The 22,453-nt window shown below is 69.9% G+C and carries 20 protein-coding genes and 2 tRNA genes; 9 read left to right on the top strand and 13 right to left on the bottom strand.

Features of this window, described 5'->3' with window-relative positions:
• Position 1: 1 nt before the first annotated feature.
• The gene (locus ACZ4VK_RS04215) at positions 2 to 1,006 is read right to left on the bottom strand and encodes a hypothetical protein (RefSeq protein ID WP_468348220.1); all 1,005 of its coding nucleotides are present in this window, start codon (positions 1,004 to 1,006) and stop codon (positions 2 to 4) included.
• A 185-nt stretch (positions 1,007 to 1,191) separates the two neighbouring features.
• Positions 1,192 to 3,753 carry an aminopeptidase N gene (gene pepN / locus ACZ4VK_RS04210; RefSeq protein ID WP_468348218.1) on the bottom strand — a complete coding sequence of 854 codons (2,562 nt, stop codon included), beginning with the start codon at positions 3,751 to 3,753 and terminating at the stop codon, positions 1,192 to 1,194.
• 141 nt (positions 3,754 to 3,894) lie between these two features.
• On the opposite strand from pepN, the gene ACZ4VK_RS04205 reads away from it, so the two are divergent.
• Positions 3,895 to 4,530: a mycothiol-dependent nitroreductase Rv2466c family protein gene (locus ACZ4VK_RS04205; RefSeq protein ID WP_468348216.1), complete on the top strand. Its 636-nt coding sequence runs from the start codon at positions 3,895 to 3,897 to the stop codon at positions 4,528 to 4,530.
• A gap of 118 nt (positions 4,531 to 4,648) precedes the next feature.
• Here ACZ4VK_RS04205 and ACZ4VK_RS04200 read toward each other — a convergent pair whose 3' ends face one another.
• From ACZ4VK_RS04200 to ACZ4VK_RS04190, 3 genes are all read right to left on the bottom strand, one after another.
• Positions 4,649 to 5,293, bottom strand: coding sequence for a superoxide dismutase (locus ACZ4VK_RS04200; RefSeq protein ID WP_468348214.1), 645 nt, complete (start codon positions 5,291 to 5,293; stop codon positions 4,649 to 4,651).
• 198 nt (positions 5,294 to 5,491) lie between these two features.
• Complete coding sequence (locus ACZ4VK_RS04195; RefSeq protein WP_468348212.1) at positions 5,492 to 6,904, bottom strand: amino acid permease; 1,413 nt, start codon at positions 6,902 to 6,904, stop codon at positions 5,492 to 5,494.
• 199 nt (positions 6,905 to 7,103) lie between these two features.
• Positions 7,104 to 8,486 carry an amino acid permease gene (locus ACZ4VK_RS04190; protein WP_468348210.1) on the bottom strand — a complete coding sequence of 461 codons (1,383 nt, stop codon included), beginning with the start codon at positions 8,484 to 8,486 and terminating at the stop codon, positions 7,104 to 7,106.
• 254 nt (positions 8,487 to 8,740) lie between these two features.
• Here ACZ4VK_RS04190 and ACZ4VK_RS04185 point away from each other — a divergent pair, with 254 nt between their 5' ends.
• Positions 8,741 to 9,334, top strand: a complete 594-nt coding sequence (locus tag ACZ4VK_RS04185; protein WP_468348207.1) for a biotin transporter BioY — start codon at positions 8,741 to 8,743, stop codon at positions 9,332 to 9,334.
• Between the two features lie 71 nt (positions 9,335 to 9,405).
• Here ACZ4VK_RS04185 and ACZ4VK_RS04180 read toward each other — a convergent pair whose 3' ends face one another.
• Positions 9,406 to 10,839 carry an amino acid permease gene (locus ACZ4VK_RS04180; RefSeq protein WP_468348205.1) on the bottom strand — a complete coding sequence of 478 codons (1,434 nt, stop codon included), beginning with the start codon at positions 10,837 to 10,839 and terminating at the stop codon, positions 9,406 to 9,408.
• 196 nt (positions 10,840 to 11,035) lie between these two features.
• Here ACZ4VK_RS04180 and ACZ4VK_RS04175 point away from each other — a divergent pair, with 196 nt between their 5' ends.
• Both ACZ4VK_RS04175 and ACZ4VK_RS04170 read left to right on the top strand, forming a co-directional pair.
• On the top strand, positions 11,036 to 11,530 hold the full coding sequence (locus ACZ4VK_RS04175) for a ribose-5-phosphate isomerase (protein ID WP_468348203.1): 495 nt from the start codon (positions 11,036 to 11,038) through the stop codon (positions 11,528 to 11,530).
• On the top strand, positions 11,530 to 12,339 hold the full coding sequence (locus ACZ4VK_RS04170) for an Fpg/Nei family DNA glycosylase (RefSeq protein ID WP_468348201.1): 810 nt from the start codon (positions 11,530 to 11,532) through the stop codon (positions 12,337 to 12,339). The genes ACZ4VK_RS04175 and ACZ4VK_RS04170 overlap by 1 nt, the downstream gene beginning before the upstream one ends.
• Before the next feature lie 64 nt (positions 12,340 to 12,403).
• Here the strand turns inward: ACZ4VK_RS04170 and ACZ4VK_RS04165 are convergent, their stop codons facing one another.
• On the bottom strand, positions 12,404 to 13,633 hold the full coding sequence (locus ACZ4VK_RS04165; protein WP_468348199.1) for a GNAT family N-acetyltransferase: 1,230 nt from the start codon (positions 13,631 to 13,633) through the stop codon (positions 12,404 to 12,406).
• A 106-nt stretch (positions 13,634 to 13,739) separates the two neighbouring features.
• On the opposite strand from ACZ4VK_RS04165, the gene ACZ4VK_RS04160 reads away from it, so the two are divergent.
• Together ACZ4VK_RS04160 and ACZ4VK_RS04155 are read left to right on the top strand one after the other, a co-directional pair.
• On the top strand, positions 13,740 to 14,885 hold the full coding sequence (locus tag ACZ4VK_RS04160) for a PP2C family protein-serine/threonine phosphatase (protein WP_468348197.1): 1,146 nt from the start codon (positions 13,740 to 13,742) through the stop codon (positions 14,883 to 14,885).
• 157 nt (positions 14,886 to 15,042) lie between these two features.
• On the top strand, positions 15,043 to 15,237 hold the full coding sequence (locus ACZ4VK_RS04155) for a hypothetical protein (protein WP_015033610.1): 195 nt from the start codon (positions 15,043 to 15,045) through the stop codon (positions 15,235 to 15,237).
• 73 nt (positions 15,238 to 15,310) lie between these two features.
• Here ACZ4VK_RS04155 and ACZ4VK_RS04150 read toward each other — a convergent pair whose 3' ends face one another.
• Together ACZ4VK_RS04150 and cutA are read right to left on the bottom strand one after the other, a co-directional pair.
• The gene (locus ACZ4VK_RS04150; RefSeq protein ID WP_468348194.1) at positions 15,311 to 16,879 is read right to left on the bottom strand and encodes a hypothetical protein; all 1,569 of its coding nucleotides are present in this window, start codon (positions 16,877 to 16,879) and stop codon (positions 15,311 to 15,313) included.
• A gap of 509 nt (positions 16,880 to 17,388) precedes the next feature.
• Positions 17,389 to 17,706 (bottom strand): divalent-cation tolerance protein CutA, encoded by a 318-nt coding sequence (cutA, locus tag ACZ4VK_RS04145; RefSeq protein ID WP_468348192.1) that lies wholly within the window; start codon positions 17,704 to 17,706, stop codon positions 17,389 to 17,391.
• Positions 17,707 to 18,554: 848 nt separating this feature from the next.
• Here cutA and ACZ4VK_RS04140 point away from each other — a divergent pair.
• Positions 18,555 to 18,854 carry a hypothetical protein gene (locus tag ACZ4VK_RS04140; protein ID WP_468348190.1) on the top strand — a complete coding sequence of 100 codons (300 nt, stop codon included), beginning with the start codon at positions 18,555 to 18,557 and terminating at the stop codon, positions 18,852 to 18,854.
• Positions 18,855 to 18,939: 85 nt separating this feature from the next.
• Here the strand turns inward: ACZ4VK_RS04140 and ACZ4VK_RS04135 are convergent, their stop codons facing one another.
• The 4 genes from ACZ4VK_RS04135 to ACZ4VK_RS04120 form a co-directional block, all read right to left on the bottom strand.
• Positions 18,940 to 19,464 carry an AAA family ATPase gene (locus ACZ4VK_RS04135; protein WP_468348848.1) on the bottom strand — a complete coding sequence of 175 codons (525 nt, stop codon included), beginning with the start codon at positions 19,462 to 19,464 and terminating at the stop codon, positions 18,940 to 18,942.
• 42 nt (positions 19,465 to 19,506) lie between these two features.
• A complete protein-coding gene (locus ACZ4VK_RS04130) occupies positions 19,507 to 19,851 on the bottom strand; it encodes a hypothetical protein (protein WP_468348189.1) in 345 nt (114 codons plus the stop codon).
• 104 nt (positions 19,852 to 19,955) lie between these two features.
• Positions 19,956 to 20,351, bottom strand: a complete 396-nt coding sequence (locus tag ACZ4VK_RS04125; protein ID WP_468348187.1) for a hypothetical protein — start codon at positions 20,349 to 20,351, stop codon at positions 19,956 to 19,958.
• A 119-nt stretch (positions 20,352 to 20,470) separates the two neighbouring features.
• Positions 20,471 to 20,544, bottom strand: a tRNA-Gly gene (locus tag ACZ4VK_RS04120).
• 132 nt (positions 20,545 to 20,676) lie between these two features.
• On the opposite strand from ACZ4VK_RS04120, the gene ACZ4VK_RS04115 reads away from it, so the two are divergent.
• Together ACZ4VK_RS04115 and tig are read left to right on the top strand one after the other, a co-directional pair.
• A tRNA-Pro gene (locus tag ACZ4VK_RS04115) sits at positions 20,677 to 20,753 on the top strand.
• Between the two features lie 170 nt (positions 20,754 to 20,923).
• A complete protein-coding gene (gene tig, locus ACZ4VK_RS04110; RefSeq protein WP_468348185.1) occupies positions 20,924 to 22,309 on the top strand; it encodes a trigger factor in 1,386 nt (461 codons plus the stop codon).
• Positions 22,310 to 22,453: the final 144 nt, after the last annotated feature.

Raw genomic sequence — 22,453 nt, 5'->3', positions numbered from 1 at the left:
GTCACCGCGGCAGGACGACGACATACGCGGCCGGCTGCCGGTCGGCCGCGGCCATCAGGGCCGTACGCACCACGGTGGCCTGCTGGTCCATGGCCTCGCGCAGCTTGCGCGGGGTGAGGTGGACGACCGTGATGCCGAGCCGCTCCAGGTGCTCCCGCTTGCGGGTGTACTCGGACCAGAGCGCGTCGTCGTCCTGCCGCGGGGCCCGGGTGTCGAGCTCCACGGCGACCGCCTGGTCGGGCCAGTAGGCGTCCACCCCGCCCAGGTGGGGGCCGCCCGGCAGGCGCAGGTCCACGTTCCACAACGGGTCCGGCAGGGCGAACTCCCGCACCATCTCGTACAGGCGCTGCTCCGAGAGCGACCGCCCCTCGGCGAGCAGCGCGTCCACCGCGTCCACCACGTGCGGCCGGGTGAGCAGCCGGGCCCGGTTCAACTCCCTTACGACCGCCCCCGGTTCGCAGTGGCCGCCGCGGACCGCCTCGGTGAGCAGCCGGCGTACCGTCTCCGCGTCCGAGAGCCCGGACACCGCGTCGGCGACGGCGCGGGCGACGGGGGCGACGGTGATCCCGGCCAGTTCCATCGGTTCGGGGGACTCGGGGGAGCGCACCACCCGCACCCAGCCGGTCGAGCGCAGCCGCCGGGTGCGCGGCACCAGGACGTCGATCCGGTCCAGGGCGGTGAGCGGGGGTGAGGAGGCGAAGCGGTGCAGGGTCAGCGCGGCGAGTCCGGTGATCATCGCGTCGGGCCCCTGCGGGGGGACGGCTCCGGTCCTGCGGGCGTAGAGCAGTGCGGCGCGCAGCCGGTCCTCGCTGGTGGGCGGTCCGGGCTGGAGCAGGAAGACGCCGGGCAGCAGCTGCTGCCAGCCGCCTGGCCGGCAGTGTGCGGCGACCTCGGCGGCGGGGATGCCCCGGGCCCTCAACTCGTCGGCGGAGGCGAGGCGTTCGGGCCGTCCGGTGCGGGAGGCGAGGGGGAGGGGACGGGGAGTGATGGGGGTGTTGTGGTTCATGCCGGGGGTCTTCCGCTCCCGAAGGCTCCCCTAACCCCTGTTACACGCTCGTCGACAATCAGGGACAAGCCCGCCCTAAAGTACGCACGTTCGAGTGCCGATGAGGGGCCGCGCGCCCGAGGCCCGCGACCCCCGCCGATGAGAGGCCGCGCGCCGGAGGCCCGCGACCCCCGCCGGTGCCGGAGCTACGCCGCCAGGCGGTCGCAGGCCTGGGCCCGGAGCGCCCGAGCCAGGTCGTCCCGTGCCTCGACGACCAGACGGCGCAGCGCCGGAGCCGCCGACGCGTGGGCCGCCAGCCAGGCGTCCGTCGCGGCCAGCGTCGCCTCGTCGTCCTGGAGCGCGGGGAACAGGCCCCGGACCACATGGATGCCGATCTGGATCGACCGCTCGGCCCACAGCCGCTCGATCACCTCGAAGTACTTCTCCGCGTACGGCGCGATCAGCTCACGCTGCGAGGGCTGGGTGAAGCCCGCGATCGTCGCCTCCACCAGCGCGTTCGACAGGGTGTCCGACTCGACGACCTGCGCCCATGCCTGCGCCTTGACGGCTGCCGAGGGCCGCGAGGCGAGCAGGCGGACCTGGTGGCGCTTGCCCGTCGCCGTGTCGTCCCGGGCCAGCTCCTCGTCGATCCGCGCCTCGTCCGCCCGGCCGTGCGCGGCGAGCGGGGAGAGCAGGGCCCAGCGCAGCTCCTGGTCGACGTCGAGCCCGTCGATCTTCGCCGTGCCGTCGAGCAGCCCCTCGAGGAGCTGGAAGTCGGCGTCGGTGGAGGCCGATGCCGCGAAGAACCGCGCCCAGGTCAGCTGGTGCTCGCTGCCCGGCTCGGCCAGACGCAGCTCGCGGAGCCCGCCCTCGGCGAGCAGCCGGCCTCCCTGCTCGCGCCACTCGGGCGTCGCGTAGAGCGTGACGGCCGTCCTCGTCCAGGTGTGCAGCATCTGGAGGACGCCGATGCCGGTCTCGCGGCCCGCGTGGGCGAGCGCCACGGCGACGAAGTCCCGGGCGGGCATCAGCCCGTCGCGGGTCAGGTTCCACAGGGCCGACCAGCACAGGGCCCTGGCCAGGGGGTCGGTGATGTCACCGAGGTGCGCCCGCAGGGTGTCGAGGGAGCCGTCGTCGAAGCGGATCTTGCAGTAGGTGAGGTCGTCGTCGTTGACGAGGACGAGGTCGGGCCTCGTCTCGCCCCTGAGGTCGGTGACGACCGTCCGGACGCCGGTGATGTCGGTCTCGGCCCGCGCGTACCGGACGAGCTCCCCGCCGGAGAGCCGGTAGAGGCCGACGGCGGCCCGGTGCGGACGCAGTTCGTCGCCCTCCTGGACGACGGCGAGCTCGGTGATCCGGCCCTCCGCGTCGTAGGTGACGGCCGGCGTCAGGGTGTTCACGCCGGAGGTCTGGAGCCAGGACTTCGCCCAGACCTTCATGTCGCGCCCCGAGGTCTCCTCCAGGATCGCGAGGAGGTCGGCGAGCCGGGTGTTCCCGTACGCGTGGCGCTTGAAGTAGCGGCGCGCGCCCTCCAGGAACGCGTCCCGGCCCGCGTACGCGACGAGCTGCTTGAGCACCGAGGCGCCCTTGGCGTACGTGATGCCGTCGAAGTTGAGCTTGGCGTCCTCCAGGTCACGGATGTCGGCCGTGATCGGGTGGGTGGAGGGCAGCTGGTCCGCGCGGTACGCCCAGGACTTGCGGTTGTTGGCGAACGTGACCCAGCTGTCGGTGAAGCGGGTCGCCTCCGCGTTCACGAAGGAGCCCATGAAGTCCGCGAAGGACTCCTTCAGCCAGAGGTCGTCCCACCACACCATGGTGACGAGGTCGCCGAACCACATGTGCGCCATCTCGTGCAGGATGACGTTGGCCCGTGCCTCGTACGCCGCCCGCGTGACCTTGCCCCGGAAGACGAGCTCCTCGCGGAAGGTCACCATGCCCGGGTTCTCCATCGCGCCGAGGTTGTACTCGGGGACGAAGGCCTGGTCGTACTTCCCGAAGGGGTACGGGAAGTCGAAGTTGTCGTGGAAGAAGTCGAAGCCCTGCTTGGTGATCAGGAAGATGTCGTCCGCGTCGAAGTGCCTGGCGAGCCCCTTGCGGCACATCGCGCCGAGCGGGATCTCGAGCTCCGTCCCGTCGGCCAGCGTCCGCTCGAACGTGTCGGTGACGTAGTGGTACGGGCCGGCGACGACACAGGTGATGTACGTGGAGATCGGCTTCGTCTCCGCGAACCGCCAGACGCCCTCGGCGTCCTGCTCGCCCGCGCCGTTCGACCAGACCGTCCAGCCCTCGGGCGCGGTCACCGAGAAGCGGTACGGGGCCTTGAGGTCGGGCTGCTCGAAGTTGGCGTACACCCGGCGGGCGTCGGCCGGCTCGTACTGCGTGTAGAGGTAGACCTCGCCGTCCTCGGGGTCGACGAAGCGGTGCATGCCCTCGCCGGTCCTGCTGTAGGCACACCGCGCGTCCACCACGAGCGTGTTCTCGTCGGCGAGGCCGTCGAGCGCGATCCGCGAGCCGTCGAAGACGACCGCCGGATCCAGGGCGCGCCCGTTGAGCGTGACCGCGTCCACGGCCGGGGCGATCAGGTCGACGAACGTGCTCGTGCCCTCGCCGGTGCGGCGGAAGCGGATCGTCGTCTCCGAACGGAAGGTGCGCACCGCCTCGGCGGAGTCGCCGACCGCCGACCTCAGGTCGAGGACGACCTCGTACCCGTCGACGGACAGCAGGGCCGCCCGCTCGTGGGCCTCGTCGCGGGACAGATTCTCACCGGGCACGGTCACTCCTTCGTGGCGCGTTCGAAACAGCACCGATCCTCCCATGTGCCACTGACGCCCGGTGCACGGGAATGCGGTCACCGGCCGTGGCGTTGGCTCCTTTCGGCGCACCACCTTCTGACGGCCGTACCGAGGAGTGACATGTCCGAGAGCAGGACCACCGCCGAGTTCTTCTTCGATCCGCTGTGCCCGTGGGCCTGGATGACCTCGCGCTGGATGCTGGAGGTCGAGAAGGTGCGGCCCGTGGACGTCAGCTGGAAGGTCATGAGCCTGGCCGTGCTCAACGAGAACCGGCTCGACGAGCTCCCGGCCGAGTACCGGGAGATGCTGGAGACCCAGGCCTGGGGCCCGGTCCGGGTCGTCGTCGCCGCCCAGCAGCTGCACGGCGACGAGGTCGTCGGCAAGCTGTACACCGCGCTCGGCACCCGCTTCCACAACGACGGCGAGGGCCCGACCCGCGAGTCGATCGTCGGCGCCCTGACGGACGTCGGCCTGCCCGCGGAGCTCGCGGACTACGCAGACAAGGACACGTACGACACCGAGCTGCGCGCCTCCCACAAGGAGGGCATCGACAAGGTCGGACAGGACGTCGGCACGCCGGTCATCGCGGTCCCCGGCCCCGAGGGCGACGAGGTCGCCTTCTTCGGTCCCGTCGTCACCCCGACCCCGCGCGGCGAGGCGGCGGCCCGGCTGTGGGACGGCACCCTGCTCGTGGCGTCGACGCCCGGCTTCTACGAGATCAAGCGCACCCGGACGGCGGCGCCCAGCTTCGAGTGATCCGTGCCAGCAGGCACAGAAGAACCCCCGTGATTCCTGTCATCACGGGGGTTCTTCGTCATTCCGCCCGCACGTGAAGGGTGAGAAGACGATCACGAGCAGGACGAGCGGGGGCCGGTCAGAAGGAGATCAGCGGGACCGAGGCCCTGGCGGCGTGGTACCGCTTGCTGACGTCCTGCCAGTTGACGACCTGCCACATGGCCTCGATGAAGTCGACCTTCTGGTTCTTGTACTGGAGGTAGAAGGCGTGCTCCCAGGCGTCGAAGACCAGGATCGGGACCGAGCCCTGGCCGACGTTGCCCTGGTGGTCGTAGACCTGCTCGACGATCAGCCGGCCGCTGATCGGCTCGTACGCGAGGACGCCCCAGCCGGAGCCCTGGGTGGTCGCGGAGGCCTTGGTCAGCTGGGCCTTGAACTTGGCGAAGGAACCGAAGGACTCGGTGATCGCGTCGGCGAGGTCGCCGACACCGTCGGCGGCCAGCGGCTCGCCGCCGCCCCCGTCCTTCGGGCTGTCCATGTTGTTCCAGTAGATGGAGTGGAGGATGTGGCCGGAGAGGTGGAAGGCCAGGTTCTTCTCCAGGCCGTTGACCGCGCCCCACTGGTCCTTGTCGCGGGCCTCCTCCAGCTGCTCCAGGGTGTCGTTGGCTCCCTTGACGTACGCGGCGTGGTGCTTGTCGTGGTGCAGCTCGATGATCTGCGGATTGATCACCGGCTCCAGCGCCGCGTAGTCGTACGGCAGCTCGGGAAGTGTGTAGATCGCCATGTGCCCGGTCCCCTTCGACTGCTCCTGCTTATTGCAACCTATATGCAAGTGCAGGCTAACAGCAGATGCACCCCGTAGTTGATCAGCCCTTGGTCCTAGGTCCCGTGTCCCGGCCGCCCCCTCGTCAGGACACGACGGAACCCCCGGACCGAGCGGCGGTCCGGGGGTTCCGTGGGTGCGCGGGGAGCGGAGGGGACGTCAGGACGTACGGTCCCCGGCGGTCTTCTGGCGTACGAAACCGGCGACGGCGAGGAGCAGCGTCAGGCCGCCCGTCCAGTACAGCTGCACCCGCGTGCCCTCCTCACGGGCCATCAGGACGAAGATCGCCGTCATGCCGGCGAGCGCCACCCAGGTCAGCACCGGGAAGGCCCACATCCGCACGACCAGCTTCTCGGGCGCCTCGCGCTCGGTGCGGCGGCGCAGCACCAGCTGGGAGGCGGCGATGAAGAACCAGACGACCAGGATGATCGCGCCGATCGTGTTGAGCAGCCAGACGAAGATGTCCTCGGGACGCCAGTAGCTGAGCAGCACACAGCCGAAGCCGAAGACGGAGGAGACGAGCACCGCCGGGCGCGGGACGCCGCCGAAGGTACGGCCGAGCGCCTTCGGGCCCTGACCGCGCGCGACCAGCGAACCGGCCATGCGGGAGGCCCCGTAGATGTTGGCGTTCATCGCCGAGAGCAGGGCGACGAGCACGACCACGTTCATGATCTGGCCGGCCGCCGGGATCCCCAGGTGGTCGAGGGTCGCCACGTACGGGCCCTTCTCGACGACCGCCTTGTCGCCCCACGGGACGAGCGTGACGATGACCGCCATCGAGCCGATGTAGAAGAGCGCGATCCGCCACATCGCCGTCCGCACGGCCTTGGCGACGCCCTGCACCGGGTGCTCCGACTCGGCCGCCGCGATGGTGACCGTCTCCAGACCGCCGTACGCGAAGACGGAGGCGAGCAGACCCACGATCAGGCCCTCGGAGCCGTGCGGGAAGAAGCCGCCCTCGCCGGTGAGGTTCGCGGTGCCGGGGGAGTCCGTGCCGGGCAGGACACCGACGATGGCGAGCACGCCGATGCCGAGGAAGAGGACGATCGCGCCGACCTTGAGCGCGGCGAACCAGAACTCGAACTCGCCGAAGTTCTTCACCGCCGCCAGGTTGGTGGCGCAGAAGGCCAGCATGAAGAGCGCGACCCAGGCCCACTCGGGGCTTCCCGGGAACCAGCCGGTCATGATCTTCGCGGCGCCGATGCCCTCGAGGCCGACGGCGACACAGAGCAGGAACCAGAAGGCCCACCCGGCGGTGAAGCCCGCCCAGGGGCCGAAGGCCCGCTCGGCGTGGACGGAGAAGGAGCCGGAGGCCGGGTTCGCCGCGGACATCTCGCCGAGCATCCGCATCACGAGCATCACGAGGACGCCCGATATCGCGTAGGCGATCACGATCGAGGGCCCGGCGGCGGCGATGCCGGCGCCGGAACCGACGAAGAGTCCGGCACCGATCACACCACCGAGGGCGATCATCGAGAGATGGCGCTGCTTGAGGCCGTGCGTGAGGCCCTCCGCAGGTGCGGTCGCGCCGTCCTTGCGGTCGGCGGGCGCCGGCGCGGTGGTCCGAGACATGGGCGAGCCCTGTTCACTAGCTGAGACGGGGAGAGCCCACAGTCTGGGCGGCCACCCCGCTCACAGGGAACCGGAGTCCGCTATACGGTCACGAGCCTCACACATTGTGAAGGACTGGTTCCGGTTCGTACGCGGTTCCCGCACCCGTGCTTTCAGGCGGACCGGTTCCGGTTCGTACGCAGTTCCCGCAGCCATGCTCTCAGGCGGACCGGTTCCGGTTCGTACGCACTTCCCGCAGCCACGCCACCAGGAGCACCGCCCCGGTCGCCGCCCCCGACCACAGCACCTGCGGCCGCGCCCCGTCGTCCCAGAGCATCAGGACGAGCACCGCCGCCATCGCGGCGAGCGCCACCCACGTCAGCCACGGGAAGCCCCACATCCGCAGCGTCAGCGTCTCCGGCGCCTCCCGCTCGATCCGGCGCCGCAGCCGCAGCTCCGAGACAGCGATCAGCGCCCAGACGAAGAGCAGCACCGCCCCGACCGCGTTGAGCATGTAGAGGAAGACGGAATCCGGCCACTTCAGATTGAGCAGGACGGAGACGAAGCCGAAGGCGACCGAGGCGAGCACCGCCCGCCGCGGCACCCCGCCGCCCGAGACCCTGAGCAGCCCCTTCGGGGCCTCCCCGCGCTCGGCGAGCGAGAACACCATCCGGGAGGAGCCGTACAGGTTCGCGTTGAGCGCCGAGAGCAGCGCCACGAACACCACCACGTTCATGATCTGCCCCGCCGCCGGCACCCCGATCGTGTCCAGGACCGCCACGTACGGCGACTCGCCCGGCTTCATCGAGGTCCACGGCAGCAGCGTCACGATGACCAGCATCGAGCCCACGTAGAAGAGGAGGATCCGCCACACCGCGCTGCGCACCGCCCGCGCCACGTTCCTGGCCGGGTCCTCCGACTCGGCCGCCGCGATCGTGACGACCTCGAGACCGCCGAAGGCGAAGACCACCGCGAGGACCCCGGAGACCACGCCCGCCCAGCCGTTCGGCAGGAAACCGCCCTGACCGGTCAGGTTCGCGAGCCCCACCGGATCGGTCTCGGGCAGCCAGCCGACGATCGCGAGCACGCCGAGCACCAGGAAGAGGACGATCGCGCCGACCTTGAGCGCCGCGAACCAGAACTCGAACTCGCCGAAGTTCTTCACCGCCGCCAGGTTGGCCAGGGTGAACACGATCATGAAGATCAGCACCCAGCCCCACTGCGGCACGTCCGGCACCCAGCCGTGCGCGATGCGGGCCGCGCCCGTCGCCTCCACGGCGAGGACCACCACGAGCAGGAACCAGTACAGCCAGCCCACCGAGAAGCCCGCCCACCGGCCGAGCGCCCGCTCGGCGTGGACCGAGAAGGCCCCCGAGGCCGGCATGGCCGCCGACATCTCGCCCAGCATCCGCATGACCAGCATCGCGAGCGCGCCGGCAAGCAGATACGAGACCACGATGCCGGGCCCGGCGACGGCGATGCCCGCGCCCGAGCCGACGAAGAGCCCGGCGCCGATCACACCGCCGAGACCCAGCATCGTCAGGTGACGCTGCTTCAGACCGTGGGAGAGGGGCTCCGGTTCGGTGGTGAGTGAGTCGCGCATGTGGGGGCTCGTGCTCTCTGGCGGTTTATGGAGACTCCACAGTCTCTCCAGCGAACCTCCCCTGGCGCAAAAGGGACCTCCGTGTACGAGTTCCCAGTGACAAGCGTCACGTGGCGCGAGGGGTGGACGGCGGGTTTTGTTCGATCCCCACGAAGCGCGCGGCAGCCGCTTTGTCGACGCCTTACGGTGATCGAGCGTTCACTCCTGGCATACCGTCAACCTGTCCCACCCACCCTCACCCTCGCGGAGTACCGATGAGCACCGCCGCCGCCCCCGCCCGTACCCTCCGTGCGGGCACCGTCCTCGCCGACCTCCTCCCGGCGAGCCGCACCCGCGACATCGCCCTCGTCGTCGGCGGCGCCGCCCTCACCGGCCTCGCCGCGCAGCTCTCCGTCCCGGTCCCCGGCTCCCCGGTCCCCGTCTCCGGCCAGACCTTCGCCGCCCTGCTCGTCGGCACCGCCCTCGGCGCCCGCCGCGGCTTCCTCGCCCTCGCCCTGTACGCGGTCGCCGGCATGGCGGGCGTCCCCTGGTTCGCGCAGGCCACCTCCGGCTACGGCATGCCGTCCTTCGGCTACATCCTCGGCATGCTCCTCGCCGCGACCGTCGTCGGCGCCCTCGCCCGCCGCGGCACCGACCGCTCGGTGCTCCGCACGGCCGGCGCGATGGTCCTCGGCTCGGCGATCATCTACGCGGTCGGTGTGCCGTACCTGGCGCTTGCCACGGGTATGACCCTCGGCCAGGCCGTCGCCGCGGGCCTGACCCCGTTCCTCATCGGCGACGCCCTCAAGGCCGCCCTCGCCATGGGCGCCCTGCCGTCCGCGTGGAAGCTCCTCGGTCGCAAGGGCTGATTCCCGTACGCACACGAAGAGGGCCCGTCGTTCCCCGAGGAACGGCGGGCCCTCTCGCGTACGTACGGGAATCAGTCCCGTACGGCCTTCGCGAACCGCTCCCTGACGAGCGCGACCACGATCACGAGCGCGGCGACGAGGAGCGAGAGCACGACCTGCTCACGGGCGCTGCCGCCGTCGTACAGCATGTAGCCGAGGACGAAGACGATCATGGCGATCGTCGCCCAGGTCAGATACGGGAAGAGCCACATCCGCACGACCAGCTTCTCCGGCGTCTCGCGCAGGATGATGCCGCGCATCCGCAGCTGGGTCACGCAGATGACCAGCCAGACGAAGAGCGCGACCGCGCCGGAGGAGTTCAGCAGGAACGCGAAGACGGTGTCCGGCCACTTGTAGTTGAAGAAGACCGCGACGAAGCCGAAGACGACCGAGCCGAGGATCGCGGCCGTCGGCACGCCCCGCTTGTTGACCTTGGCGAAGGCCTTCGGCGCGTCACCGCGCTGCCCGAGCGAGAAGGCCATGCGGGAGGCCGTGTAGAGGCCCGAGTTCAGGCAGGACAGCACGGCCGTCAGGACGATCACGTTCATGATCTGGCCGGCGTGTGCGATGCCGATGGAGTCGAGGGCGGCGACGTACGAGCCCTTGTCGACGATCGACTTGTCGTTCCACGGCAGCAGGGTGAGGACGACGAAGATCGAGCCCAGGTAGAAGACGCCGATCCGCCAGATCACGCTGTTGGTGGCCTTGGTGACCGCCTTCTGCGGGTCCTCGGACTCGCCGGCGGCGAGGGTGACGATCTCGCTGCCCATGAAGGAGAAGACGACCATCAGCACACCGGTGAGGATCGCTCCCGCACCCATCGGGAAGAAGCCCCCGGCGTCGGTGAGGTGGGCGAACCCGGCGCCCGGGTTGTCCGAGCCGGGCAGCACGCCGAAGACCGCGAGCAGTCCGATGGCGACGAAGGCGGCGATGGCGACGACCTTGATGCCGGCGAACCAGAACTCGAACTCGCCGTACGAGGCGACCGAGGCGAGGTTGGTGGCGGTCAGCACGACCATGACGATGAGCGCCCAGCCCCACTGCGGCACGGCCGGGATCCAGCTCTCCAGGATCTTGGCGCCCGCCGTCGCCTCGACGGCGAGGACGACGACCCAGAAGAACCAGTAGAGCCAGCCGATGCTGAAACCGGCCCAGCGGCCGAGGGCCCGGTCGGCGTAGGCGGAGAAGGAGCCGGAGGAGGGCCGGGCGGCGGCCATCTCACCGAGCATCCGCATGACGAAGACGACCATGGTGCCGACGAGTGCGTACGAGAGCAGGATCGCGGGGCCGGCGGCGGCGATGCCGGAGCCGGAGCCGACGAACAGGCCGGCGCCGATGACGCCACCGATGGCGATCATCGACAGGTGACGGTTCTTGAGTCCGGCCTTGAGACCGTCGGAGGAGTGCGGTGTCCCGGGGTTGCCGGTCTCCTCGCCGTCCTTCGTCAGGGTCGGTTGCGTGTTCATGAACGCTTCCTCGTGTGTGGGGGGCGCTCGGGTCGCGAGCCTGAGCATTGAACACCGCGGACGGGGATGATCGGAAGACCTCATTCCGGATCGTTGTACGGACGACCTCGCGAGAGCCGAAAGTCCGTACCGGGCCGGGTGAAGGTCCCGACCCCGCTGCCTGCTACCCGCTCCCTGACATGCCACACTCGGCACCATGCGCGTCTACATCGGTTCCGACCACGCCGGATACGAACTCAAGAACCACCTCGTCGAGTGGCTCACGGCACACGGCCACGAGCCCGTCGACTGCGGTCCCCACATCTACGACGCCCTCGACGACTACCCGCCGTTCTGCCTGCGCGCCGCCGAGAAGACGGCCGCGGACCCGGACAGCCTGGGCATCGTCATCGGCGGCTCCGGCAACGGCGAGCAGATCGCCGCGAACAAGGTGAAGGGGGTGCGCGCCGCCCTCGCCTGGAGCGAGCAGACCGCCGCCCTCGGCCGCGAGCACAACAACGCCAACGTGATCTCCGTCGGCGGCCGGATGCACACCCGGGAAGAGGCGACCAAGTTCGTCGAGATCTTCCTGGCCACCCCGTACTCCGGTGACGAGCGTCACACCCGCCGCATCGACATGCTCACCGCGTACGAGACCACCGGCGAGCTCCCCCCGATCCCGGCCCACCACCCGCAGGAGCCGACCGCCTGATGCCCGAGGGGCACACGATCCACCGGCTGGCCGAGGACTTCCTGAAGAAGTTCGCCGGCCGGCCGGTGCGCGTCTCCAGCCCCCAGGGCAAGTTCGCCGACTCGGCGGCGCTGCTCGACGGCGCTGTCCTGGAGACCGCCGAGGCCCACGGCAAACACCTCTTCCTCGCCTTCGAGGACAGGGAATGGATCCACATCCACCTCGGCCTCTTCGGCAAGGTGAACTTCGGTGACGCCCCCGCCCCGCCGCCCACGGACACCGTCCGGCTGCGCCTCGCGGACCCCGAGGGATACGTCGACCTCCGCGGCCCCACCACCTGCGCGTACATCACGCACGCGGAGAAGCAGGCGATACACGAGCGCCTGGGCCCCGACCCGCTCCGGAGCGGCGACGACCCCGACAAGGCCTGGCGCCGGATCTCGAAGTCCCGCACCACCATCGCCGCCCTGCTCATGGACCAGAAGATCATCGCCGGCGTCGGCAACGTCTACCGCGCCGAGGTCCTCTTCCGCCACGGCATCGACCCGTACCGCGCGGGCAGGGACCTCACGCCGGGGGAGTGGGACGCGATCTGGACCGACCTAGCGGCCCTGATGCGCGAGGGCGTCCGCCTCAACCGCATCGACACCGTCCGCCCCGAGCACACCCCCGAGGCGATGGCCCGCCCGCCGCGCGTGGACGACCACGGCGGCGAGGTCTACGTCTACCGCCGGGCCACCATGCCCTGCCACATCTGCACCACGGAGATCCGCACGGCGGACCTGTCGAACCGCAACCTCTTCTGGTGCCCGACCTGCCAGCACGCGTAGGACCAGGTGTGGGCACCACCACCAGGGCGGCGCCCGTCCCCGTCTCGCTCACCCCTGGAACCCGTTAGAACCCGTGCGGCAGCCAAGGCGCGACCGGAGACCCGAACGCCACCGACGCCTCCACAAGCGCCCCCTCCCGAAGCTCCCGCACCCGCCCCGCCGAGGCCAGGGACACCAGCGAGGTCCCGCCCAGATACGCCGCGCCCAACTCCCGTACGGAGAGCGCCAGGTCAGGTGCGTCCTCCGTACGGGTACAGCTCGCGCCCTTCTGGTCCCCGGTCAACCGCCAACGCCCCGCGTTCCAAGGACAGAACGCGTCCTCCACCTCGAACACCACGTCCACCGGTGCCTGATACGTCCGCGCCTCGAGCGCCGCGCCCAGCTCCACGAGTCGGACGTGCAAGGCGTCCCGCAGTGTCGGCTCGCACCGCCTCACGTCGCTCACCAGGTGCTGCCAGCCGTCGTCCACGGGCCGGCTGCGGAACCGTACCCTTGAGGTCAGGTCCACCGAACACAGGAACCGCCACAGCGCCGCCTCGGCCACCGGGTCGAGCCCCATCAACTGGTGCACGTCCACGGAACCCTCGGCCCCGGCGAGCGACCAGTCCGGCTTGATCGCGTAGTGCGCGAACCCCACGACCTCCCCGCCCCGCTCCGCGAGCACGCACAGCCGGGGCGACGCCCCCGACCGGTCGCCCGGAGGGTCGATCAGCGGCTGCCGCTCCCACTCCGGCTGCCGCGCGAGCATGCCGGGCCGCGCCGGCACCAGCTTCGCGTAGACCGCCTCGCACACCGCGGAGGACTCCGCCGGGTCGACCATGCGCAGGGAGACCCCGTCCGTGCCCTCCGGCACCGAGAGCCGCACCCGGTTCGTGTCGATCGTCGCGTGCACCGCGTACGCGGCGACGCCGTACCCGAACCGCCCGTAGATCTCCGGCTCCGATGCCGTGAGCACCGCGAGCGGCTCGCCCGCGGCCCGCAGGTCGTCGAGCTGCCGCCGCATCATCGAGGTCAGGATCCCCCGCCGCCGGTGCGTGCCGGCCACGCTCACCATCGTCACGCCGCCCGCCGGGACCGAGGCCCCGCCCGGCACCGTGAGCCGGAACGTGAACGCTCCCGCCGTCCCCACGCACAGGTCACCGTCCCAAGTCCCTATGAAACGGTCGAACTCGGTCAGGTCGCGCCAGAGCTGTCGCTCCTCCGGCGCCTCCGGCACACCCCCGAAGGCGAGTTCGAGAACTCCGTACCAGCGGTCCCACTCGCTCGGGTGAAGAACCCGCAGTTCAGTCGTCATATGCCATCGATATCAGCGGCGCGCGCCCGGGGCGACCCGATTTCGCGCACATTGTCACAGGGGTACCCCTGCGCGATGTCGGACGGGATGGATAGGGTCCAGGCCAATGGGACACCGCGCCGGAGTGAACACGTACGCGGCCCGGATGCGCAGACGCGCCCGCCGGGCCCGCACAGCGCTGCGCAGATCCGGCGTCGACTACTTCCGCGGGGACGGTTCCGACTGGCTCGCCTTCGCCGGACTCCTCCTGATGATTCCGGCCATCGCCTGCGCGACCCTCCTCGACCCCGTCTGGTTCGCACCCGCCGCGCTCGTCCTGCCCATCGTGGCCGGCGGCCTGCTGCTGCGCCCGGCGAGCCTGCTCGGCCTGTACGCGGCCGCCGCGGGCGCGCTCATCGTGGAGTCGGTCGTCCTCGGCCCGTACACCCAGGGCCCCGCCCGGGTCACTCCCGGAACCGTCCTCGTCGTCGCCGCCTGCGGACTCTTCGGACTGCTCATCGCCCAGTTCAGGGCCCGGGTCGGCGTGCCCTGGCGGCGCGGCGGCACCATGCTCTTCGACCTGCGCGAACGCATCCGCGTGCAGAGCGCCCTGCCCCGGCTCCCGCAGGGCTGGCACCGGGAGATGGCGCTGCGGCCGGCCGGCGGCCAGTCCTTCTCCGGCGACTTCGTCGTCGCGGCCCGCACCCACGGCGGCCGCACCCTGGAAGTGGTCCTCACCGACGTCTCCGGCAAGGGCATGGACGCCGCCTCCCGCTCCCTGCTGCTCTCCGGAGCGTTCGGCGGCCTCCTCGGCTCGCTCCCGCCGCACGGCTTCCTGCCCGCCGCGAACGGCTATCTGCTCCGGCAGAACTGGGAAGAGGGCTTCGCCACCTCCATCCACCTCGTACTGGACCTGGACTCCGGGGACTACGAACTCTTCTCCGCCGGCCACCTCCCCGCCCTCCAGCTCCACGCGGGCAACGGCCGCTGGGAGGAGAAGGCCGCGGAAGGCCCCCTGCTCGGCGTCTACGACGGCGCCGACTTCCACCCGGTGAAGGGCTCGCTGCGCCCCGGCGACGTCCTCATGCTCTTCACCGACGGTCTGGTCGAGGCCGCGGACCGGGACATCGCCGAGGGCATCGACCGCCTCACGGGCGAGGCCGACCGCTGCGTCGCCGAAGGCTTCGAGGGCGTCGCCTGGCACCTGATCGAGGCGGTCGCCAAGGACGTCAACGACGACCGCGCCCTGCTCCTCATCTCCCGCCCCGCCTAGCCAGTCGTCTCGCTTTCCCCGCCGGCCCGCGCCGAGACGATTCGTCACCGGGCAGCGAGGGCAGGGGGGTTGGTGGCACGATGGAGGCAGCGGGGGGTGTTCCGGGACACGGGCTCCCTGGTGGGCAAGGCGGGACCGACCGAGGGTGTGATCAGTTGTGGCCATTTCACTGTCTGTGGTGTTGCTGTTGGCAATCATCCTGGTGGTGCTGATCCGCGGGGGAAACCTCAAGGGCGGCCCAGCCGTGGTCGCGGTCCTCTTCGGCTTCTTCCTCGCCTCCACGGGCATGGCGGACGACATCCAGCGCTTCCTGGACTCGATAACGCAGACGGTCGCCTCGATAAAGTTCTGAGCGAGCACGACGCGCGTACGACGAAGGGCCCCCGCCGAGACCGGCGGGGGCCCTTCGTGTGAGACCGGACGGCTCAGAACAGCCGCGTCCCGGACGGCACCGCACCCTGGACCGTCTCAGGGGCGGCCGGAGTCCCGCCCGTCCCCACCGCGCGCAGGGCGAGCCCGCCCTGCCGGTCACCGGTGATCAGGTCGACGCGCTCGTCCCCGGTCAGATCCCCGACGGCGACCAGCGACGGCATCTGCCGGGTGCTGAACCCGGAGGCGGCGACCGTCACCGGTGCGACCAGCGTGTACGGGGCATCCGTCCCGTAGTCGATGCCGAAGAACTCCAGCGTGCCGCTGCGGGTGTCACGCGCCCAGAACGTCCCCAGGGCGGTACCCGGGTCCGTGTCCGAGGCGACGAGCTCCTTCGTGTCCCAGCCGCTCGCGGCGAGAACCGTCGGCTCCGCGGCACGGATGCCGTTCCCTCCCACATACACGTCGAAGTGGAGCAACTGCCCGTTCTTCACGGCGACCAGACTCGGATTCCCGAAGTTCTGGTGGCTGATCGCGAACCGGGTCACACCGGACCAGTCGAACCCGGTGATCTCCACCGGCTCCCCGAAGCCGCCCTCGCCCATGCCCGGGTACGCGTACAGCCGGCCGTCCCGCAGCGCCACGAGGTCGTTGCGCACGTCGTTCGCCTCCTGCGGCCCGTACCGGTTGATCAGCCAACCGGCGCGAGCCACCCGCGTGTTCGTCCAGTCCCGGGTGTCGGCCACGGCCTGGGCCGCGAAGCCGCCGCCCTCCAGGCCCGCGAGCAGCGTCAGCCGGCCCGCCGTGTCGACGCCGAGCAGATCGGGTCGGCCGTCACTGTCGTAGTCGCCGAACGGCTCGATGAACGGGTAGGTGACCCAGTAGTCGGCACTCGCGGTGTCGGACAGGTTCCCCGCCCGGTCGAAGGCCCGCACCCACACACTCGCGGGCCCGGTGCGCTCCGGGGTCACGAACGTGGTGGTGGCGGTGCCGTCCGCACCGACCGGGATGCGGCGGTCGGCGGCGCAGCCGTAGGTGCCCGTGGTGGCGAGCGGGTCGAGGCAGAAGTACGCGGCCTCCGTCCCCGCCGGCAGGCTGATGCGCACCGTACGGACGGTCCCGGAGGGCGCCCCGTTCGGGTACGACGCCGCGTCCAGGAACGCGACGGTGGGAGCGGCGGGCCGGGTCTGGTCCGTGCCGAACCCGCACGGCGCGGTCCATGCCGAGGCGCCGTCCGCGGACTCCACCCGGGCCTGCCACCAGTACGGGCCCTCCGCCGGGATCAGTTCCTTGGGCACCACCAGGGTGGCCACCGATCCGAGCGATGTGTGAACGACGACATCGGCGACGGGAGTCTCCGCGGCGCCCTCCTTCCACACCCGGAACCGGGCGTCCAAGGAGTTCCCGTCGGGCTCCTCGCCCACGGTCCGGACGGACAGACTGACGTCCGTGTTCCCCACCCAGGGCAGCTCGCCGCCCGTCACGCACCCGCCGGGCCGCGCCGACGGCTCGGCCACCGCGTACGGAAACTCCGCCGCGAGCGCGGTCTCCCCGCCCAGCAGCCCCGCCGCGCAGGCCAGCGCGAGCGCGGCCACCACCGTGGGTCTTCCCGTTCTCTTCTCCATGAGGTCCCCTCCCCGGATCGCGTCGTTCCACGGCTGATCAACAGCTGATCAACGGCTGATCGACAAGGGGGAACGTAGCCACCGGCGAGGCGGAAGCGCGCGCGATTAAAGCGGACCGGCGGGTGCGAGCCGACACATGGCCGGGAAACGACCACGGCCCGGATCGCTCGAGGCGAACCGGGCCGTGGACTCGAGATCCTGATCACGACCGGCCGATGCTGGGCGGAGCCGCACCGGCCACTGCGCGCGATTCCGGCCCTGGAAGACGCCCTGGCGCGCTACGACGACACACGAGCTCGGGACAAAACCCTGTACCTGTCGTGGCTGGCGTCGGCGTACCTGGACGCCGGAGAGGTCGAGCACGCCGCAGCGATCACCTCGCGGGTGCTGGACCTCTCGGAGGGTCTGGCCTCGAACCGCCCGGCGGGACGGGCCCGGCTGACGATGCGACGACTGGAGCCGCACCGGGCCCTCGCCCCTGTCGGGGAGCTACTGGAACGTGCGCAGGTCTAACGGGTCGCGCGGGTGCTCCACTCCAGGTACTCGGCCCGCCCGGCGTCGATCCCGAAGGAGATGACCTCCGGGGAGTCGTAGGGGTGCGCGGCCACGATGTGCTCCTCCAGGGCTTCGCGCTGGTCGGCGGCCGTACGGAAGGTGACCTGCCACTCCGTCCCCTCGGAGACCTCTCCGAGATGCCGGTACGTCGTCTCGATCGGGCCGGTCACTTGACCGGAGGCGGCCAAGCCCTTCTCGACCGCCGAGCGGGAGAGGGAACGAGCGGCGTCATGGGTGTCGGTCGTCGTGATCACGATCACGAAGTCAGCCATGCGGGCACCGTAGCCGTGCTGTGTCAGGCCGGTCACGGAAGCGCGGCCACGAGGAGCCAGAGCGTCAGAGAGCGTTTCTCGGGCGGCAGCGCGTCCAGCGAGGCGCGCGCGTGGGCGGCGCCCCAGCGGTCGCCGGAGGCGGGCGAGACTGGGGCCGCGCTGCAGAACTGCGAGCCTTCTCCAACCTCACGCTGAGGCGGAAGTACAGGGCCCGGACCCGGTGCGATTCGCGTTCCTCAACGCTCTAGCCGTCCGGTCGGCCGAGTGTGAAAACCAACGCTCTGGCGAGTAATGGTTCTTGACCATTTGGTAGTTCGACATCAAGCATGAGAGTCAAGCAGCCGTCGCCGACTGACCTGAAGGCGACGGCCTCAGCAGCAGGTATGGGGAACTGATGCTTGCTCTTCTACGGCGTCGTACCGCAGTGGCGGCTACCGCGGCCGCCTTGTGCCTGTTCGGAGCAGGGGCAGTACCTGCCCAGGCTGCCACGAATCCCAACCCCATCGACTGGACGGTGTATTCCACTCACTTCGGCCCGGAGGGCGAAGACTTGCCACTCCGAGTCGGACAGAAGGACGCCGGGAACGTGGATGGGTTCGGTAAGCGGCACATTGAATCGGGCCACTCGGATGAGATCTCGAGCTGGACGAACATGAAGCGGGACATCGACAAGACACTGGATCGTGGCGCGTGCGCGACGTCCGGCAGCAAGACCACATGCAACCTGCGGAGCAACTCTCTCTCCAACCCTCGCGCGGGCGGCATGAAGGTCGTGTTCACCGAACGCGTGGACTCCCGGTCCAGGGATCGCCGTCCCGTCGGTATCATCACGGCCTATTATTACGGCTGTGGATGCTGACAAAGTGCCGATGATCATTACGTATCGGGAGTACCTCGAGGAGTTCCGCTCCGAGGTGGCCGATGGTGTCGCCACCGAACTCATGGAGCGCGGCTCCAGGCTGGGCAGCCTCTCATTTTCTGAGAATGAAGAAGGAATCTGGGTGGAAGCGGAGGTTGAACTCCCCGACCAGCAGGAGACCTGGATCCGGCGGCGTCTCATCATTCCGAAACTGGGGCCAGACAAAGACGCTTGGCTTGCTGGGACCATCTTCTCCTCGGCTCTGATCGAGGAGCTCGACACGAAGTAGAGCACCCTTCCACGGTGCGGTATTGGCAAGGCAGCAAGGGTGCCACTTCTCGGAAGTGGCACCCTTGCTGCCTTCGCTCACTCCTTCAGCTCGGGTGGTAGTTCGATCCACCATGACAGCCGCCTTCTTGTCGCTGCGCTCGTCGTCGGTCTCGGCCGCGACGAGGTGTTCCGCCCGGTACCCCGAGGTGCCGTCCCGCTCGATGCGGGCGCAGTCGACGTTGGTTGCCTCGACCAGCTGGTAGACCATCGTCGGAGGCTTGACGGCCACGTTCATCTTCACCGGGGCCATCAGCCGGCGAGGACCGCCCGGGTCGTCGGGGTCGGGGGCGTTGAGGTACCGGCACGTGCGGCGCCGATGATCCCGATCGACACCCCGCCCCGGTACATCGCTTTGCCCCCTGCGCTCTTGTTGAGATCCGGATGACGACGAAGGCGGCGCCGGTCGACTCGGCCGGCTTCGCGATCGGGTGCAGCGCCCGCCGGACGCTCTGGTCGTTGTGGGAGTCGACGCCGGCCAGGAACGCCATCAGCGGGTCGATCACGACCATGCGCACGCCCTCCTCTCGGATGATCCGGGCGACATGGGGCAGGTCTGCAGGTAACTCCACAGGGCGTATGTGCGCGTTGTCGTAATCGTCCGGCTCGCTCACCTACGACATCACGATGGCGCGCGCCATATCGGCATCGGCGGCCGATGCGATGGTGCGGATGGCCTCTGTCGGACCGAGACCAATGGACGCGGCTGCCTCCTGCAAGGCGAATTCCACAGCCTCGGGCGAGAGCTGGCCGTAGCCCGCCCGGGTGCCCAGGCTGAACGCGGCACGGTGCAAGGTGTCGTTCCGGGCCCCGGGTCGAGCACGCAACACGGCCTCGACCTCTCGCCACGAGGCGGCGGCGCTGTCCCCCGGAACAGCATGCGGCCGGACAATGGGTGCCGCGACCTCGACGACGGGCGCGGCGAGATCCGCCAACCAGTCAGGCAACGCGGTGAGCATGTGTCCGGGGGAGCCTCCGGCCCACCGGTGGGCACGCCCGGAAACAGTCGTCGGAGGGGCCACGACGTATCCGCCGACACCCCGCGCTGTTACGGATCTCCCGGTCAGCCGGGGCCTTGTAGTACAGGTGCAGACCACCTGAGCCCGTCAGCGCGATAGCTTCGTGATCTTGGGGTTCGTCTCCAGCCACAGGAACAGGTAGTCGGGAGGGGGCGGTCGCCTCTGCTGGGGTCGAACCAGTCGCCCCGGTCGATCGCCGCGAGGTGCTGGCGGTTCCACGCCTGCGCCTCCGTCTTCGTCGCGAACGTAGCCGGGGCGTAGTGCCGCTCGCTCGTGGCCGGATGCAGATAGCTCGCGCGGTACCTGCCGGACTTCTGTCGCTCGGGCGGCCTGTCTTCGGGGTCGATGCCTCGGAGGAAGGAGACGAGGAAGGAGACGAGGAAGGGGAAGGGGACAAGGGACTCGTGCCTCTCGGGTGCCGGTGGTTGATCACCAGCCATTCCCTCCGGGGTGACTTCCTCGCGCTATCCCGCGTCATCCCGGCTCGGCGGTACGGGAACGGAAGGAGCCGGTCTCCGTAGATCACGGAAAACCGGCTCTGACCAGGCAACTCGCCACGTGGAGCGGGTGACGGGAATCGAACCCGCGTAGCTAGTTTGGAAGACTAGTGCTCTACCATTGAGCTACACCCGCACAGCATCGCGCCGCAGGTCAGGAGGACCGCGGCACGAAGAGCATGGTAGCGCTTCCGGGGCCGTTCGTGCACACCTCGAAATCGAGGGGCGCCGGACAGTCCCCGTCCATGTACCCTACGTGTCGCACCGACGGGGTGTGGCGCAGCTTGGTAGCGCGTCCGCTTTGGGAGCGGAAGGCCGTGGGTTCAAATCCCGCCACCCCGACCATGACGATCGCGCGGCCCACCTCGCGTTCTTGATCACGTTGTGGGCGCCATCCCGCTTGCGGTTACTATGCAAGCTGCGTGCCCGTGTGTCTTTCTGACCGGGCCGACCCGCCGGAACCGCCACACGCGGCGCCGGTGGATTCCAGGAATCAGCCACAAGGAGACCGAACCGTGAAGAGCGCCGTGGAGACCCTGAACCCGACTCGGGTTCGGCTCACTGTCGAGGTGCCCTTCGAGGAGCTCAAGGACAGCCTCGACGCGGCGTACAAGAAGATCAACCAGCAGGTCACGGTCAAGGGCTTCCGTAAGGGCAAGATCCCTGCTCGCGTGATCGACCAGCGGTTCGGCCGCGGCGCCGTGCTGGAAGAGGCCGTCAACGACGCGCTCCCGAAGTTCTACACCGAGGCCGTCAACGAGGCCTCTGTCAACCCGCTCGGCCAGCCCGAGGTCGACATCACCGAGCTGAAGGACGGCGAGCTGCTGGCCTTCACCGCCGAGGTCGACATCCGCCCGACGATCGAGATCCCGGACTACTCCGGCATCGAGGTCACCGTCGACGCGGTCGAGGTCACCGACGAGGACGTCGAGAAGTCCGTGGAGCAGCTCCGCGAGCGCTTCGCCTCGACCTCCCCGGTCGAGCGCGCCGCCCAGGACGGGGACGTCGTCACCATCGACCTCGAGGCCAAGGTCGACGGCGAGGTCCTCCCCGACGGTGTCGCGAGCGACGTCTCGTACACCATCGGCTCGGGCGAGCTGCTCGACGGCATCGACGAGGCCGTCAAGGGCCTGGAGGCCGGCGGCGAGGCCACCTTCACCTCGCAGCTGAAGGGCGGCTCCGCCGAGGGCAAGGACGCCGAGGTCACCGTCAAGGTCACCACGGTCGCCGCCCGTGAGCTTCCCGAGCTGGACGACGAGTTCGCGCAGATGGCGTCGGAGTTCGACACCCTCGACGAGCTCAAGGCCGACAGCCGCAAGCGCCTCGAGAACATGAAGCAGTTCGACCAGGCCACCCAGGCCCAGGAGCGCGTCCTCGACGAGCTCCTCAAGCTGGTCGAGGTCCCGATGCCCGAGAAGCTTCTCGAGGACGAGATCAACACCCGCAAGCACAACCTGGAGCACCACCAGCTCGGCCAGATGGGCCTCGACCTCGCGAAGTACCTGGAGATCCAGGGCAAGACCGAGGAAGAGTTCCTGGCCGAGACCAAGGAGCAGGCCGAGAAGGGCATCAAGACGCAGTTCATCCTCGATGAGCTCGTCAACAAGGAGAAGCTCGACGTCTCCCGCGAGGAGCTCACCGAGCACCTGTTCCGCCGTGCCGCCTCCTCCGGCATGAGCCCCGACCAGTTCGCCCAGGCCGTGGCCGAGGGCGGCCAGGTGCCGATGCTCGTTGGCGAGGTCGCCCGCGGCAAGGCCCTCGCGGTCGTCGTCGAGGCCGCCAAGGTCGTCGACACCAACGGTGAGGTCGTCGACCTCTCGGACGACGAGGACGAGACCGAGACCGCCGCGGACGCCGTCGAGGCCGTCACCGGCGAGGCCGAGGTCTCCGAGGACAAGTAAGGGCTCCCGCCCCGCGCGGACCCTGTGCCACGGGCCCGTACGCACTCCGGTGCGTGCGGGCCCGTGGACGTACGCGGACCCCTCGCACGCCCCCAACTACCTTGCGCTCCCAGCGAACAGTTCGGGAACCGGGATGGCTCTGTC

Source organism: Streptomyces sp. NPDC028711 (genome assembly GCF_055565415.1).
This window is presented reverse-complemented; position numbering and strand designations above follow the sequence as displayed.